Below are 15,643 nucleotides of genomic sequence, written 5' to 3' on the forward strand. Positions count from 1 at the left end.
CAGGGATGGCCATCAGCACCCGTTCGACCTTCTGCAGGAACCTTTCATGACCGCACTCAACGACCTCAACGCCCTGCAAGCCAGCATCGCCGAAGCGGTGCTCGGTCAGGACCAGGTGATCCGGCAAATCCTCGTCGGCCTGCTGGCCAACGGGCATCTGCTGCTCGAAAGCCTGCCCGGCCTGGCCAAGACCCGCACGGTCAAAGCACTGGCCAAACACCTGGACGCGAAGATGAGCCGCATCCAGTTCACCCCGGATTTGCTGCCGTCGGACATCACCGGCGCCGAGGTGCTGCATCAGGTCGAAGGCAAGAACGAAATCCGCTTCCAGCCCGGCCCGCTGTTCGGCAACCTGATCCTGGCCGACGAAATCAACCGTGCGCCGGCCAAGGTCCAGGCGGCGTTGCTCGAAGCCATGGAAGAGCGCCAGATCACCGTGGCCGGCAACAGCCATGCCCTGCCGGAACTGTTCATCGTAGTGGCGACCCAGAACCCGATCGAACAGGAAGGCACCTACCCGCTGCCGGAAGCGCAGATGGACCGCTTCCTGATGAAAGTGCTGCTCGATTACCCGAGCGCGGAAAACGAAAGCCAGGTGCTGCGCCTGCTGCGCGAAGAAGAGCAGGCACTCGGCGCCAAAACGGCTGCGGTGCAGGGTTTTGCCCTGGCCCAGGACGTGATCTTTGCCGCGCGCCGGGAAGTCAGTGCGGTGCACGTGTCCCCGGCCATCGACCGCTACCTGATCGACCTGATCAATGCCACGCGCCATCCGGCCGATTACGACGCCGATCTCGGGCGCTGGATCAGCATCGGCGCCAGCCCTCGCGGCGGTATCGGCCTGGACCGTTGTGCCCGGGCCGACGCCTGGTTGCAGGGCCAGGATTTCGTGTCTCCGGACAACGTGCGCGCCGTGGTGCACCCGGTGCTGCGCCATCGCCTGCAACTGAGCTACGACGCGGTGGCCGATGGCGTGAGCGCCGACCAGGTGCTCGACCGTCTGCTCGATAAAGTCGCGATCCCGGCCTGATGCCCATGAACAGCGTCGACGGCCTGGTGTATGTCTCTCTGGCGCAGTTGATGGCCCTGGAGTTCAAGGCCCGTGACCTGAGTTTTGTCGCTCGCCAACCTCAAGGCAGCATCCTCGCGGGCAATCACGCTTCGCGCTTGCGTGGCCGCGGCCTGAACTTCGATGAGCTGCGCCGTTATCAGCCGGGGGACGATTTGCGTCATCTCGACTGGCGCGCCTCCCTGCGCACCGGCAAACCGGTGGTACGGACATTCACCGAAGAGCGCGACCGCCCGGTGCTGATCCTCGTCGACCAGCGCATGTCGATGTTCTTCGGTTCGCAACGCAGCTTCAAATCCGCCATCGCCGCCGAGCTCGGCGCCCTGGCGGCGTGGATGGTGTTCAACGCCGGCGACCGCGTCGGTGGACTGGTATTCAACGATCAACGCATCGACAGCATCGCCCCGCTGCGCAGCCGTAAACGCGTCGAGGCGCTGTGCAGCCGCATTGCCAAGCAGAACCAGGCACTCAATGCCGCCAACCCGGATGCCGAGGGCGAAGACCAACTCGACAAGGTCTTGCAGCATTGCCTGGCCGTGGCCGGTCACGATCACCTGATCTGCATCGTCAGTGATTTTGCCGGGGCTGGCGAACGCACCTTGCAGCTCATGCGGCAACTGGCGGCCCATAACGATGTGATCGCCATGCAGGTCTATGACCCGCTGGCGCTGAACCTGCCGAAAAACGGCCGCGTACTGATCACCCAGGGGCAATTGCAGGTGGAATTGGCGGTGGATCGGCAACAGGTGCATCAGCCATTGGGGGATTTTCTCAGCGGTCGGCTCAAGGACGTCGCCACTTTGCTACGCCGCAGCCAGGTGCCGTTGATGATGTTCAGCACCGCCACCGAAGCCCACGAACAACTGCGCGCCGAACTGGGCAAGCTCGTCCGGGGGCGCCGATGAACCCCGCTGTTCCGAGCATCGACCAACTCAAGGAAATGGCCCTGCCGGCACCGGTCAGCTATGCGCCGCAGACGTGGGGGTGGTGGGCGTTGCTGACATTGTTGGTGCTCAGCCTGTTGCTGGTCAGCGCCCGACGTTACAGGCAATGGCGGCGCGACCGCTATCGGCGCGAGGCACTGGCACGGCTGGCGGAGTTGCAGCAGCGCAGCAATGACCTGAATGCGTTGCGCGAACTTCCGGAGCTGCTCAAACGCGTGGCCCTCTCCATGCCGTCCTCTAACTGGAATGCATTCCCTGTGGGAGCGGGCTTGCCCGCGAAGGCGTCCTGTCAGTCGACATCAATTTTGAATGTCATGGCCTCATCGCGGGCAAGCCCGCTCCCACAGGGTCCTGCGGCGTTAGGAAACAAGGATTGGCAGGCATTCCTGCAGCGGCACATTTCACAACCCTTGCCCGCCGACTTCAGCCAACAACTGTCGCTGCTGGCCTACGCGCCTGACGCAACCTTGCGGGCCATGCCCAACGAGCAACGCCAACTGTTGTTCAGCACCTGCACAACCTGGGTGGAGCGTCATCATGTGGCAGCTTGATTACCCCTGGTTGCTGATCCTGCTGCCATTGCCATGGCTGGGTTATCGCTACCTGCCCGATTACCGCGAGGCGCGCAGTGCCGTGCGCGTACCGTTTTTCGGCGCCATGAGCCGTGCTGTCGGCCAGGCACCCAGCCAGGCCGGTACCCGCAGCAACCGCTGGCAGTTGCTGCTGAACCTGCTGGTCTGGACACTGTTGCTGGTGGCGGCGAGCCGGCCGGTGTGGGTGGAACAGCCCATCGAGCGCCAGCAGCCCGTGCGTGACCTGATGCTGGCCATCGACATTTCCCAGTCGATGGAAACCACCGACTTCAGCGACGCCAACGGCCAGAAAATCAATCGCCTGGCCGCGGTCAAGGAGGTGGTGCACGGGTTCATCGACAAGCGCAAGGATGATCGAATCGGACTGATCGTGTTCGGCACCGGCGCCTATCCGCAGGCACCCTTGACCCTCGATCACACCAGCCTGTCACTGCTGCTGGACGACACCGGCATCGGCATGGCCGGCCCCAACACGGCCATCGGCGACGCCATCGGCCTGAGCCTGAAACTGCTGGAGCAGGCCCACGAGCAGGAAAAAGTGCTGATCCTGCTCACCGACGGCAACGACACCAGCAGCGCCATCACCCCGGATCACGCAGCCGCCATGGCTGCCGCCAAAGGGGTGGTGATTCACACCATCGGCATCGGCGACCCGAACGCCGAAGGCGAAGCCAAGGTCAACCTGCAAGGTTTGCAGGACATTGCCCAGGCCACCGGCGGACGCTTCTTCCGCGCCGAAGACCGCAACGCCCTGGATCAGGTCTACACCACCCTCGACAAGCTCACCCCGCATCAGGTGAAAACCCTCAGCCACCAACCCAAACTCGATCTGTTCTGGTGGCCGCTGGGCGCAGCCCTTGCGCTGCTGGCGATGTATCACCTGGGCGCCCTGCTGCTTCCACGGCTGATGCTCGCCCGTCAACGGCAGGAGGCCTGAGATGGACATCAACCTCGGCGACTTCCATTTCCTGCGCCCCGTGTGGCTGTTGCTCGCCGTGTTCGGCGCACTGCTGCCAGTGCTGTGGCGACATAGCCAGGATTTGCAGCGTCGCTGGCGCAGCAATATCGCGGCACACCTGCTGCCGCATCTGCTCATCACCCCGCAAGACCGGCACCGCCTGCGCCCGGTGCATCTGCTGTGTGCGCTGTTGGTACTGGGCGCCCTCGCCGCCGCCGGACCGACCTGGGAACAGGATCGCCCGGATTTTCTGGAAAACCGCGCGCCGCTGATCATCGCCGTCGACCTGTCGCCGTCCATGGACGCCAGCGATGCCCCACCCAGTCGCCTGGAAGCGGTCAAGCACAAACTCCACGACCTGGTCCAGCGCCGCGCCGGTTCGCGCAACGCCTTGATTGCCTATGCCGGCAGCGCGCATCTGGTGTTGCCCGCCACCGACGATCCGGCGCTGCTCGATACCTTCATTCAGGCCCTGAGCACCGATCTGATCGACAAACCGGGGAAAGATGTCGGTGCCGTTATCGATCAGGCCAAGCGCCTGCTGGCCGCCGAAAAAACACCTGGTACCCTGCTGCTGATCACCGATGGCGCCGACACCAAGGCACTGACCGGACTGGACAAACGACTGGCTGATAGTGCGTTGCAAGTGCTGATTCTGGCAGCCGGCAGCACCGACGGCGGGATCATCCGCGATGCCAGCGGCCAGCCGCGTATCGACAGCAATGGTCGCCCGCAACTCGGCCGTTTCGACCAGGACGCCCTCAAGCAGCTTGCCTCAACGCTGGATGCCCCGCTGGGCAGCCTGACCCTCAACGATGACGATCTGGACTGGATCGAACTGCACGCCGAGCAGCACTACCAGTCAGCCAGCGACGAACAGCGTGAATTGCACTGGAAAGACGCCGGCTACTGGTTGTGCTGGCCCCTGCTGCTGTTAGCCTTCTTCAGTGTGCGCAGGGGCTGGAGCGTGAACTGGATGGCTGGACTGCTGCTGGCAGTGGGCCTGGGGCTGCAATCGGCGCCGACACAGGCCAATGCGCTGACCGATGCCTTTTTCACCCGCGACCAGCAAGGCCGCTGGGCCTTCGAACACCAGCACTACCCTCAGGCGGCGGCGCTGTTCGTCGATCCGTACTGGAAAGGCGTGGCCGCCTACAACGCGGCCGATTTCGACCTGGCACTGGCCAGTTTCGCGCGGCTCGATACACCGCAGGCGTATTTCTACCTGGGCAATATCTACGTGCGCCGGTTCAAGTTCGATCAGGCCATCGCCGCCTATAACCAGGCGCTGAAGTTGCAACCGCAGTTCCCCGAAGCCACAGCCAACCTGGCCCTGGCCATCGCCTTGCAGAAAGACACCGAAAGCGCCGAGAAGAACACACCAGAGGTCAAACCCGACGAAATCAAGATGGATAAAGCGCCGGGTAAAGGGCAAAGCAAAAAGATGGATACCCAACAAGCGGCCTCGGATGAGCAGTGGCTGCAGAACCTGACCACGTCGCCGGCGAAGTTTCTCAAGCAGAAGTTCAGCTTGCAGGATCAGGCGGGGGCCAAGCCATGAGCTGCCTTCAAGACCGAGTCGCGGCCTTCGCGAGCAAGCCCGCTCCCACATTTGATCCGCGCCCACCACAAATCCCCTGTGGGAGCGGGCTTGCCCGCGAAAGGGCCAGATCGCTCACCACAAAACTCGGCACCTTGCTCCTTTGCCTGATCAGCACTGGCACCCTCGCCGTCGAACCCCAGCTGCGGGTCAGCGCCACCCTGCAACCCGCCGACCCCGTCATGGTCGGCAGCCTGGTCGAACTGCAACTCGATGTCTTCACCGACACCTGGTTCACCAGCGCTCCCACCCTGCCCGACCTGAAGTTACCCGGCGCACTGGTGATGCCACCGGACGGCCATGCCGAGCACATCAACCAGACGATCGACGGCCAATCCTTCAGCGGCATGCGCTACAGCTACCTGATCACGCCGAACCTGGCCCAGGGCTTCGACATTCCGGCGCTGAGGGTACAAGCCACACCGGGCCAGGCCAGCCACGAACTCAGCGCCCAAAGTCAGCCATTGCACTTCAACGCCGCACAGCCGCCGGGATTCCAGCCCGGGAAGGCGGTGCTGGTGGCTCAAGGACTGCGCTTCACCCAGAAGACCATCAATTCAGCGACACCCTTGAAGGTCGGCGACAGCATCACCCGGGAACTGACGCTACAGGCCGACGGTGCCCTGGCCATGTCACTGCCGACACCGACGCTGGAGGCCATCAAGGGCCTGAGCCGTTACCCGAACGCAGCGCAAATCCGCAACCTGGATGACGGTCGCGGCCACTTCAATGGCGGCCAGCGCATCGACAGCGTGACATATCGAATCGACACCGAAGGCCACTACAGCCTGCCAGCCATCGAACTGAAATGGTGGGATGCCAGCAGCCGGCAAACCCGCACGGCCACGGTGCCTGACGTGACCTTCGACGCCGCGGCCAACACCGCCTACAAACCGGTGTTTTCAATCACCGAAGACCTGAAAAAACTCGGCCAGCACAATCGCCTGCACCTTCCCGGACACTGGTTCGGACTATTGGCACTGGCGCTGGCGGTGGTGGCACTGGGCTGGTTCAGTCGCCCGCTCGTACACCGCGCTCACCTCAAATGGCAAGCCCGCCGCCGCACCCGACACGCCGCCTGGCTCGAGTCCGCCGACTACGCGTGGCAGCAGATTCCGGCACAACTGGAGAGCAAACCGACGCAATTGAGCGCCCTGTACCTGTGGACCCGACGCAGCCGCCAGGGCCTGAAACTGACCGGTCTCGGCCCGCGCCTGCAAAGCTTCCTGCGGGCCTGTTACTGCCGCGAAACGGACAAAGAGCAGGCCCTGCGCCAAATCAGGGAATCCTTGTCTACGCTGCATAGTCAGGCCGAGTGCAACAGAGAATCAGTCAACTCTGCTCTTCATCCGCTCAACCCCGTTCATAAGAAGGGTTTCCCATGACGAATTCGATATCGTTACGCCATCCTCGCGTATTCAGCTTCCTGCTGACCCTGGTCTTGAGCCTGCCGCTGCTGGTCCAGGCAGCCGAACCGCTGCCCTCGTGGAACGACGGGCCGTCGAAAAAGCAGATCATCGAGTTCGTGCAGGCGGTGACCGATCAAAGCAGCAAGGACTTCGTCAAACCCGAAGACCGCATTGCCGTGTTCGATAACGACGGCACCTTGTGGAGCGAGCAACCGATGTACTTCGAATTGCTGTTCGCCCTCGAAGAAGTCAAACGCACCGCGGCGCAGCACCCGGAATGGAAAACCACCCAGCCGTTCCAGGCCGTGCTGGAAAATGACCACAAGGCCCTGGCCGCCAGCGGCCTGGAAGGCATGATGAAGATCTTCGGTGCGACCCACACCGGCATGACCAGCGAAGCCTTCGATGACTACGCCAAGACCTGGTTGAGTCAGGCCAGACACCCGAAAACCGGCAAGCCGTACACCGAAATGATCTTCCAGCCGATGCTGGAGATGCTCGACTACCTGCGCAGTAACGCTTTCAAGACCTACATCGTCTCAGGTGGCGATACGGGGTTCATGCGTGCCTTTGCCGAGAAGGTCTACGGCATTCCACCGGAACAAGTCATCGGCACCACCTTCGTCACCGCGTTCCAGTACAAGGACGGCCAGGCGTCGATCCTGCGCACACCGAAACTGGCCCACAACGACGATGGCCCAGGCAAGCCAGAAAGCATCGACGCGGTAATCGGTCGTCGTCCGATCCTTGCGTTCGGCAATTCCGACGGTGACCTGCAAATGCTCCAGTGGACCGCCGCCGGTCCCGGCAAACGATTCATGGGGCTGGTGCACCACACCGACGCCAAGCGTGAATGGGCTTACGACCGACAGTCGCAGATCGGTCGCCTGGACAAGGCCCTGGACGAAGCGAACAAGCGTGGCTGGACAGTCGTCGACATGGCGTCCGAATGGCGCCGGATCTATCCGTACGACGCCGCCACACCCGAGCAAGTGCAATAAAAAGACGTAACGCAGGACCGCAATAAACGTTTGTCGCATTCAGCGACGCAGTGAAAAGGAGCCAGTCAGATGACTCGCATAGGTAAGTGGCTACCGAAACTCGCCCTGGTGGCAGCCTCGGTGATGGCGATTTCGGCAACGGCCGGAGCCGCTGAAAAACCCAACATTCTGGTGATCTTCGGCGACGATATCGGCCAGACCAACATCAGCGCCTATTCCATGGGCGTGGTCGGCTACAAGACGCCCAACATCGACCGAATTGCCAAAGAAGGCATGATGTTCACCGACTACTACGCGGAGAACAGCTGCACCGCCGGGCGTTCGTCGTTCATCACCGGGCAGACGCCGCTGCGTACCGGCCTGTCGAAAGTCGGCATCCCGGGCGCACCGGTTGGCCTGCAAAAGCGTGACATCACCATCGCCCAGGCCCTCAAGTCCCAGGGCTACGCCACCGGCCAGTTCGGTAAGAACCACCTGGGCGACAAGGATGAATACCTGCCGACCAACCACGGTTTCGACGAGTTCTTCGGCAACCTGTACCACCTCAACGCCGAAGAAGAGCCTGAGCGTCCATACTGGCCAAAAGACAATGCCGAGTTCGTCAAGGCCAACACCCCGCGCGGTGTGATCCACAGCTTCGCCGACGGCAAGATCGAAGACACCGGTGCGCTGACCACCAAGCGCATGGAAACCATCGACGATGAAACTACGGCGGCGGCGCAGGCGTTCATCGAGAAGCAGGCCAAGGCGGACAAACCGTTCTTCGTCTGGATGAACACCACACGCATGCATTTGTTCACCCACGTGCGCGATTCGATGAAGGGCCAGAGCGGCATGCCCGGCAACGATTACGCCGATGGCATGCTTGAACACGACGGCGACGTCGGCAAACTGCTGAAGACCCTCGACGACCTGAAAATCACCGACAACACCATTGTCGTCTACACCACCGACAACGGCCCGAACCAGTTCTCCTGGCCGGACGCAGCGACCACGCCGTTCCGTAACGAGAAGAACTCCAACTGGGAAGGCGCCTACCGCGTGCCGGCGATCGTTCGTTGGCCGGGCAAGATCAAGGCCGGTGAAGTCTCCAACGAGCTGTTCTCGGGTATGGACTGGTTCCCGACCTTGCTGGCAGCCGCGGGCGAAACCGACGTGAAGGAAAAGCTGCTCAAGGGGTGGGCACCGACCTCGGGTGGCAACAACTTCAAAGTGCACCTGGACGGTTTCAACCAGCTGCCCTACCTGACCGGCCAACAACCTAAAGGCGAGCGCAAGGAGTTCTACTACTTCAACGACGACGGCGTGCTGGTGTCGATGCGCTTCGGTAACTGGAAAGTGGTGTTCTGCGAACAACGCGAGCCCGGTGGTTTTAAAGTCTGGAGCGAACCGTTCGTGTGCCTGCGCGTACCGAAAATCTTCAATCTGAGGATGGACCCGTATGAACGGGCCGACGTGGTTTCCGACCAGTATTACGATTGGCAGACCAAAAACGTCTACCTCGCCGCGCAAGCCGTACAAAAAGCGGCCGGGTTCCTGCAAACGTTCATCGAATACCCGCCAAGCCAGAAACCGGCGAGCTTCAGCATTGACCAGATCCGCGCTGCGGTAGATGCCAAGATCGCTGAAAAAATGAAAGCTGCACAGTAAGACCGCCAGACCGCCGCTCGCCCTCACCGGCGAGCGGATTTTTTTGTGGCAAACACTATTCTGTGGCGAGGGGGCTTCCCCCCCCGCCACAATGGTTTTTGTAAGGTTTGAAATTATCTGACTGACTCAGATCCAGCAGTCACTGTTTTAACGTATCAGTACAAGGCAATCTGCAATGACCTCACGTGTCGCCAGCAAGTCGTCGGCCATACCTGCCCCTCAAGTCGCCTCCCCGGCGCTATTGATCCCCGCCCTGCTGCTGTTTGTCTCCGGCGCCGCGGCGCTGGTGTATCAGGTGCTGTGGATCAAGCAGCTGTCGTTGGTCGTGGGCGTCGAGGTCTACGCCATCACCACCGGGATCAGCGCATTCTTTGCCGGGCTGGCCTTGGGCGGCTTGCTGTTCGGCCGCTGGGCGGACCGGATGCAGCAACCGGTTGTGCTCTACGCCGGTCTGGAAGTGCTGGTGGCGCTGCTGGGCGTCGCTGCGACCTTCGCCATGAGCCTGGCGGCCAGCCCGTTTGCCTGGCTGGAAGCGCACGTGGGCTTGCTGGCCTGGGTACTGCCGTTCGCATTGGTGGGTATTCCCGCGTTGCTGATGGGCGGCACCCTGCCGGTGCTGGTTCGCTCCCTGGCCACTGACCCGCAACACCTGGGCAAGGCCGGCGGGCAACTGTATGCGGCAAACACCGCCGGGGCCATCGCCGGCACCCTGCTCGCCGCGTTCGTGCTGATTGCCACCCTCGGCGTGCGCGGCAGTGCACTGGCCGCCGCCATGCTGAACCTGCTGGCCGCCGCCGGAGCCCTGTGGTTCCAGCGCCGGCGCGTAGCCCCCGTCGATGCGGCGGCGAAACATCACGCTCAAAAAGCCCCCGACCGCCTGGCCCTGTGGCTGTACGCCATTGCCGGTGGCGTAGCGCTGAGCTACGAAGTGGTGTGGTCGCAATCGATCGTGCAGTTCATGAGCACCCGTACCTACGCCTTTGCCGTGGTGCTGGCAACCTACCTCACCGGGTTGTTCCTGGGCAGCATGCTGCTGGCCCGTCGGGTCGATCGACTGCGCGATCCCTGGGGGGTGTTCGGTTTGCTGATTGCCGCAGCCGGGGCGATTGCCTTGCTGGAAGTGACGTTGCTCGGACGCTGGCTGGTACTCGCCCAGACCCTGGCTGAATCCTGGGTATTGTCATGGGGCGGCAGTGAACTGGCGGGCATGAGCACGCGGTTTGCGGTGGCGGCCTTGAGCATTGTATTTGTACCGACCCTGTTGCTGGGTGCGGCGTTCCCCTTGGCCCTGCGCTTGAGCGTCGGCGGCGCACAGGTGGGGCGCAACGTCGGCGAAGTCGTCGCGTTCAATACCCTTGGCGGGATCATCGGCGTGATGCTCTGCGGCTTTGTCCTGATCCCGATGCTGGGCCTGGTACGGACCCTGGGCCTGCTGGCGATGATCGCCGCCGGTATCGCGTACCTCGCCGTGCGCAGGGGCCATGGCGTGAAGAAAGGCCGGCGTCAGGCGGTGGTTGCCATTGGCCTGGTGTCCTTGGCACTGGCCGTGTTCACGCCGGTCAACAAGCTCGCCAGCCTGCTGCCGGGCGCACGCAATGGCACGCTGACGTTTTACGAAGAAGGCCGTGGCGGGACCGTCGCCGTGGTCACCCAGGGCAAGGGCGAACGGGCGTTCCAGCGCTTGTACATCCAGGGCGTGTCCAATACCGGCGACGCCATGCCGTCCCTGCGTTACATGCGGATTCAGGCGCTGCTGCCCTTGCTGATCCACAACGGTGAACCGCGTTCGGCGCTGGTGATCGGCTTTGGCACCGGCATTACCGCCGGCGCCCTGACCCGCTACCCTGGCCTGGAACATCGCGTGGTCGCCGAACTGCTGCCCTCGGTGGTCAAGGCGGCCCCCTTGTTCAAGGGCAATTTCAATGCCGCAGCCGATCCGGGTGTCGATGTGCGCTTGCGTGACGGTCGCCAGGAACTGCTGCGCAATCCACAGCGCTACGACCTGATCACCCTTGAACCGCCACCGCCCTCCGCTGCTGGCGTGGTCAACCTGTACTCCCGGGACTTCTACCAACTGGCCGCCAGCCGTTTGCAAAAACAGGGCCTGGTCGCCCAATGGCTGCCGCTGCCGACGCAGAACATCGACGACTCGCGCTCATTGGTGCGCAGCTTCCTCGACGTGTTCCCCTACGCGACCCTGTGGACCAGCGAGTTCCACGAGATGCTGCTGGTGGGTTCGATGGAACCGATTGAGCTGGATGCGGCGAAGATCAACGCACGCTTCCAGCAGGACAGCGTCCGCAGCACCTTGCAGGATGTCGGCATCGGTTCGGCCGCGGCATTGCTCGCCACCTGGGTGACTGACCGTGCGGGGCTGGAACGCTTCGCTGGCGACGCACAACCGGTGACGGACGATCAGCCCAGGATCGAATACGCGCCCTGGGTTCGGTCGAAAGAAATCAGTCGTGTGCTGCCGGCCCTGCTCGACTTGCACCAGCCGCCCGCACTGCTGAACGCCGATGCCGGGTTCATCGAACGCATGAACACCCAGCAACAACGCCTGATGCAGTTCTACCGGGCGAGCCTGCATGCCTACGACGGAAACCGTGACGCGTGGGCCAGGGAGATGCGCGAGGTGATGCGCGGGGATTCCGGGAATCCGTATTACCGGTGGTTTGTCGGAGATTGATGCAGCGCCTTGGCGATCGCCTTCGCGGGCAAGCCCGCTCCCACAGGGGACTTGTGGCGTTCACAGATCCAGTGTGGGAGCGGGCTTGCCCGCGAAGGGGCCATCTGCCTCAAAACAATGCCATTTGACAGACGCCGCCCCTCCGGCAAAGCTGCATCAAGCTTCAACGCGCGCCTGACGGCAATCGCACCTGGACCATGGAAGTCGTAATGCCGAAAAATAAAAACAACGCTGCACAGCCAAACCCTGATTCGCAACCGACGCTGATCAACCGTTACCTGTTCCCCGTCACCATCGGCATCCTGTTGCTGACTGTGGCGGGTATTGGCTGGTTTTTGCTGAGCAGCACACCCACGCCGCCCAAGTCGGTCACCGTCAGCCCCCCTGCTGTTCAACCGGCCAAACCGCAACCCGTCGCCATCGTGCCAGCGAAAATGGTCGACGAGCAGCAATGCCAGGCTTGCCACGGCGAGCAGGTCAAGGACTGGCAAGGCTCCCATCACCAGTTGGCGATGCAGCAAGCCAACGCGGACACGATGCTCGGGGACTTCAACAACGTCACCTTCAAGGCCGAAAAGGAGACCACGGTGTTCTCGCGCAAAGGCGACGAATACTGGGTCAACACGCCGGGCATCGATGGCAGGAATGCCGATTTCAAGGTGGCCTATGCCTTTGGCATCGCCCCCTTGCAGCAGTACCTGATCGAAGTCGGCGAAGGCCGGTTGCAGGCCCTTGGGATTGCCTGGGATACCGAAAAGCACCGCTGGTTTCACCTGTACCCGGGCCAGGGCGTGAACTTCAAGAACCCGCTGCACTGGAGCAAGCCGAGCCAGAACGCCAACTTCATGTGCGTCGAATGCCACACCACCGGCTTCAAGCGCAATTTCGATGCGACAAAAAACACCTTCGACAGCCACTGGAACAGCCTGGGTGTCGGCTGTCAGGCCTGTCATGGCCCCGCATCCAGTCACCTGGAATGGACGGCGAAGAAGACCGACCTGATCCATGCCGGCTTTGCCGTCGACCTCAAGGACAAGAACGCCACCGTCGAAATCGAAACCTGCGCCCGCTGCCACTCGCGCCGCGCGCCTCTGGATGATGGCTACACGGTCGGCAAGCGGTTGATGGACGACTACCTGCCGAGCGTCCTGACCCGCGAGCTGTACGCGCTGGACGGCAAGATCAAGGACGAAGTGTTCGAACACGGCTCCTTTGCCCAAAGCAAAATGTTCGACAAGGGCGTGCGTTGCAGCAACTGCCACAACCCGCACAGCACGCAATTGAAAGCGCCAGGCAACGGTGTCTGCCTGCAATGCCACAACACCGCCGGCAAAACCACCGTGGAAGGCGTCGACGGCAAAGGCCTGCAAGCGAAAAACTACGACTCCGTCGAACACACCCGCCACACCATGGGCCAACCGGGTTCGCAGTGCGTGGATTGCCACATGCCCGGCAAGTTCTACATGGGCAATGACTTCCGGCATGACCACAGCTTCAGCATCCCCAACCCTGAGCGGGCAAAGAAACTCGGTACGCCTGATGCCTGCCTGACCTGCCACCAGGGCAAGGCCGGCGACAAGGTCACCGAGCAGTTCAAGCTGTGGAACACCGCCAACGCCAGCGCGGTACAAGCCCCTCGCTACGACGAAAGCCTGTGGCTGATTCGCAACGGTCAGGCCGGTGCCGCACAGGCCTTGATCGAACAACTGCAACGCAGCAACCTGCCGGCGATCCAGCGCGCGACGCTGCTTGGCGAATTGTCGCAGTATCCGAGCGAACAAGCGTTGAAACTGGCCACCAGGGACCTCAACAACCCGGCACCGCAAGTCCGTGAGAGCGCCATCCGCGCACTCAGCGCCTTCCTGCCGCCAGCGGAACGTGCGCCACTGCTGACACCCTTGTTGAGTGACCCTGTGAGAGCCGTGCGCATCGCCGCCGCCCGTGATCTGCTCAGTGTCGCGCACAACGGCCTGGGCACGGCCCAGAACAGCTGGAATGCCGCCATCGCCGAATACGAGGCGGTGCAGAAAAACCTGCTCGAACGCGCCGAAGCGAACCTCAACCTGGCGATGCTGTATCAGGCCAGCGGTCGCAACGCAGAAGTCGAAGGATTCCTGCGCACGGCCCTGCAGCGCGATCCGGACTTCTACCCGGCGCTGGTCACCCTGGTGCAATGGCTGGAGGCCAACGGTCGCAGCCAGGAAGGTCATGCCCTGCTGGCGCAAAGCCTCAAGGACCACCCTGACTCGGGCCTGCTGCAATACACCCAGGGCCTGGCGCTGATTCGTGCCGGCCAGGCCGCTCAAGCCATGCCGTACCTGCGCCAGGCCGCGAAACTGGAACCCCAGAGTGGGCAATTCGGCTACGTACTGGCAGTGGCCCTGCATGACAGCGGCAAGATTGACGAAGCCTGCGCCGAACTGGAACGGCTGTTGAAAGAGCAACCGGCCAACCGTAATGCCCGCTTGTCGCTGATCCAGTATTACCTGGCCAACGGCCAGGAGCCCAAGGCCCAGGTGCTGTTGCAGGGCTGGAAGAAAATGAACATGGGGGATCCGGCGTTGAAATGATCGGGGGGCTGGCTCAAAGGCCTCTCGCGGGCAAGCCTCGCTCCCGGGAAATCAATGTGATCTCCGTAGGAGCGAGTCATTTTGCGGTGTAGCAGCCAATCCATTCACTGGTCCGCGGATCCCGCAACGGCGAGAATGTTGCAGGGCACTTGATACAGGACATGCTCCGTCGTACTGCCCACCCATTTGCCCAGTCCCTTGCGATGCGCATTTCCCATGACGATCACATCGGCCCGGTGATGCGCTGCAAAGTCGGCCAGTGCTTTGCCAGGTGGCCCTTCAACGAAGTGTTGTCGCTCAGTGGGCACGCCGTAGTGGTCGGCCAGTGCGATAAATGACTTTTGCAGTGACTTGCGCACATCGCTGCTGAAGCCCGGCATCGTCACTGCACCAGCACCTGCGTCGGATATATGTGTCAGCGATAGATCGTAGGCATACAGCAGATGCAGCTCCGCGTTGCATTGCATCGACAATCCGTTCGCCGCCTGGATGATGCGGTCGTTGATGCCAGTGATCTGAGTCTCGGGTTGTGACGGATCGACTGCCGCCACTACCACTCGCGGAAGTGGGCACCTGACTTCGCTGACCAGATGCACAGCCACCGGACATTCGCGCAACAGGTGCCAATCCAGAGGTGTAATGAAAACGCGTTTGAGCGCCGACTCGTGTTGCACGTCCTTGATAACCAGATCCGGCTGCATTTCTGCCACATGCACAAGTATTTCTTGCAGCGCGGTTCGCGTAACAAGCACTTCGGTACTCACCTTGACCCCGTGCCCGCGAATTAGCTCGGCCTCATCCTTGAGCCACTTTTCGTTCTCTTGCTGACAGGCCTCACGAAAACGCGCACCTGCGCTCATCAAACTCAAGAGGTTGGAGTCTTCGATAAACACCGTGATGTGCAGCGCTGCACCAGTGGCTTGGGCAATGGCGATAGCTCGTTCCAACGCCGGGGTGTGACGCATGGCTGGACCTGCTATCAGAAAGAGTCGTTGATACTGGCTCATGTAACACCTCCAAACGTTCCGGGTATCCAATTCCCCCAGCGCTCTGGCCTGTCACACCACCGACGATTTACTATCGCCTCAACTGTCTGGATCGACACTATCAATATACGCCTGGATTCAATCAATCCCCCACTTCACCGAGTCGACTTTTTCAAC

11 protein-coding genes are annotated in these 15,643 nt (G+C 62.0%); 10 read left to right on the top strand and 1 reads right to left on the bottom strand.

The features are described from left to right. Nucleotides 1–46: 46 nt before the first annotated feature. From AC3WN7_RS06965 to AC3WN7_RS07010, 10 genes are all read left to right on the top strand, one after another. The gene (locus AC3WN7_RS06965; protein WP_102673574.1) at nucleotides 47–1,027 is read left to right on the top strand and encodes an AAA family ATPase; all 981 of its coding nucleotides are present in this window, start codon (nucleotides 47–49) and stop codon (nucleotides 1,025–1,027) included. Next, nucleotides 1,027–1,971 carry a DUF58 domain-containing protein gene (locus AC3WN7_RS06970; protein ID WP_409077335.1) on the top strand — a complete coding sequence of 315 codons (945 nt, stop codon included), beginning with the start codon at nucleotides 1,027–1,029 and terminating at the stop codon, nucleotides 1,969–1,971. Before AC3WN7_RS06965 ends, AC3WN7_RS06970 begins: the two co-directional genes overlap by 1 nt. Next, a complete protein-coding gene (locus AC3WN7_RS06975) occupies nucleotides 1,968–2,561 on the top strand; it encodes a DUF4381 domain-containing protein (RefSeq protein WP_095967044.1) in 594 nt (197 codons plus the stop codon). Before AC3WN7_RS06970 ends, AC3WN7_RS06975 begins: the two co-directional genes overlap by 4 nt. Continuing rightward, on the top strand, nucleotides 2,548–3,540 hold the full coding sequence (locus AC3WN7_RS06980) for a vWA domain-containing protein (RefSeq protein WP_095967043.1): 993 nt from the start codon (nucleotides 2,548–2,550) through the stop codon (nucleotides 3,538–3,540). The genes AC3WN7_RS06975 and AC3WN7_RS06980 overlap by 14 nt, the downstream gene beginning before the upstream one ends. Nucleotide 3,541: 1 nt before the next feature. After that, on the top strand, nucleotides 3,542–5,122 hold the full coding sequence (locus AC3WN7_RS06985) for a VWA domain-containing protein (protein WP_102673576.1): 1,581 nt from the start codon (nucleotides 3,542–3,544) through the stop codon (nucleotides 5,120–5,122). Beyond that, nucleotides 5,119–6,546, top strand: a complete 1,428-nt coding sequence (locus AC3WN7_RS06990; protein WP_207258450.1) for a BatD family protein — start codon at nucleotides 5,119–5,121, stop codon at nucleotides 6,544–6,546. The genes AC3WN7_RS06985 and AC3WN7_RS06990 overlap by 4 nt, the downstream gene beginning before the upstream one ends. Beyond that, on the top strand, nucleotides 6,543–7,571 hold the full coding sequence (locus tag AC3WN7_RS06995) for an HAD family hydrolase (RefSeq protein WP_102673578.1): 1,029 nt from the start codon (nucleotides 6,543–6,545) through the stop codon (nucleotides 7,569–7,571). Before AC3WN7_RS06990 ends, AC3WN7_RS06995 begins: the two co-directional genes overlap by 4 nt. A 69-nt stretch (nucleotides 7,572–7,640) precedes the next feature. Continuing rightward, on the top strand, nucleotides 7,641–9,221 hold the full coding sequence (locus AC3WN7_RS07000; protein ID WP_102673579.1) for an arylsulfatase: 1,581 nt from the start codon (nucleotides 7,641–7,643) through the stop codon (nucleotides 9,219–9,221). A 175-nt stretch (nucleotides 9,222–9,396) separates the two neighbouring features. Continuing rightward, nucleotides 9,397–11,910 (top strand): fused MFS/spermidine synthase, encoded by a 2,514-nt coding sequence (locus AC3WN7_RS07005; RefSeq protein WP_102673580.1) that lies wholly within the window; start codon nucleotides 9,397–9,399, stop codon nucleotides 11,908–11,910. Between the two features lie 209 nt (nucleotides 11,911–12,119). Next, nucleotides 12,120–14,480, top strand: coding sequence for a tetratricopeptide repeat protein (locus AC3WN7_RS07010; protein ID WP_095967037.1), 2,361 nt, complete (start codon nucleotides 12,120–12,122; stop codon nucleotides 14,478–14,480). Nucleotides 14,481–14,584: 104 nt separating this feature from the next. Here AC3WN7_RS07010 and AC3WN7_RS07015 read toward each other — a convergent pair whose 3' ends face one another. Beyond that, nucleotides 14,585–15,487 carry a universal stress protein gene (locus AC3WN7_RS07015; RefSeq protein WP_095967036.1) on the bottom strand — a complete coding sequence of 301 codons (903 nt, stop codon included), beginning with the start codon at nucleotides 15,485–15,487 and terminating at the stop codon, nucleotides 14,585–14,587. Between the last annotated feature and the right edge of the window lie 156 nt (nucleotides 15,488–15,643).

The sequence above is a fragment of the Pseudomonas sp. FW305-70 genome, assembly GCF_058783925.1.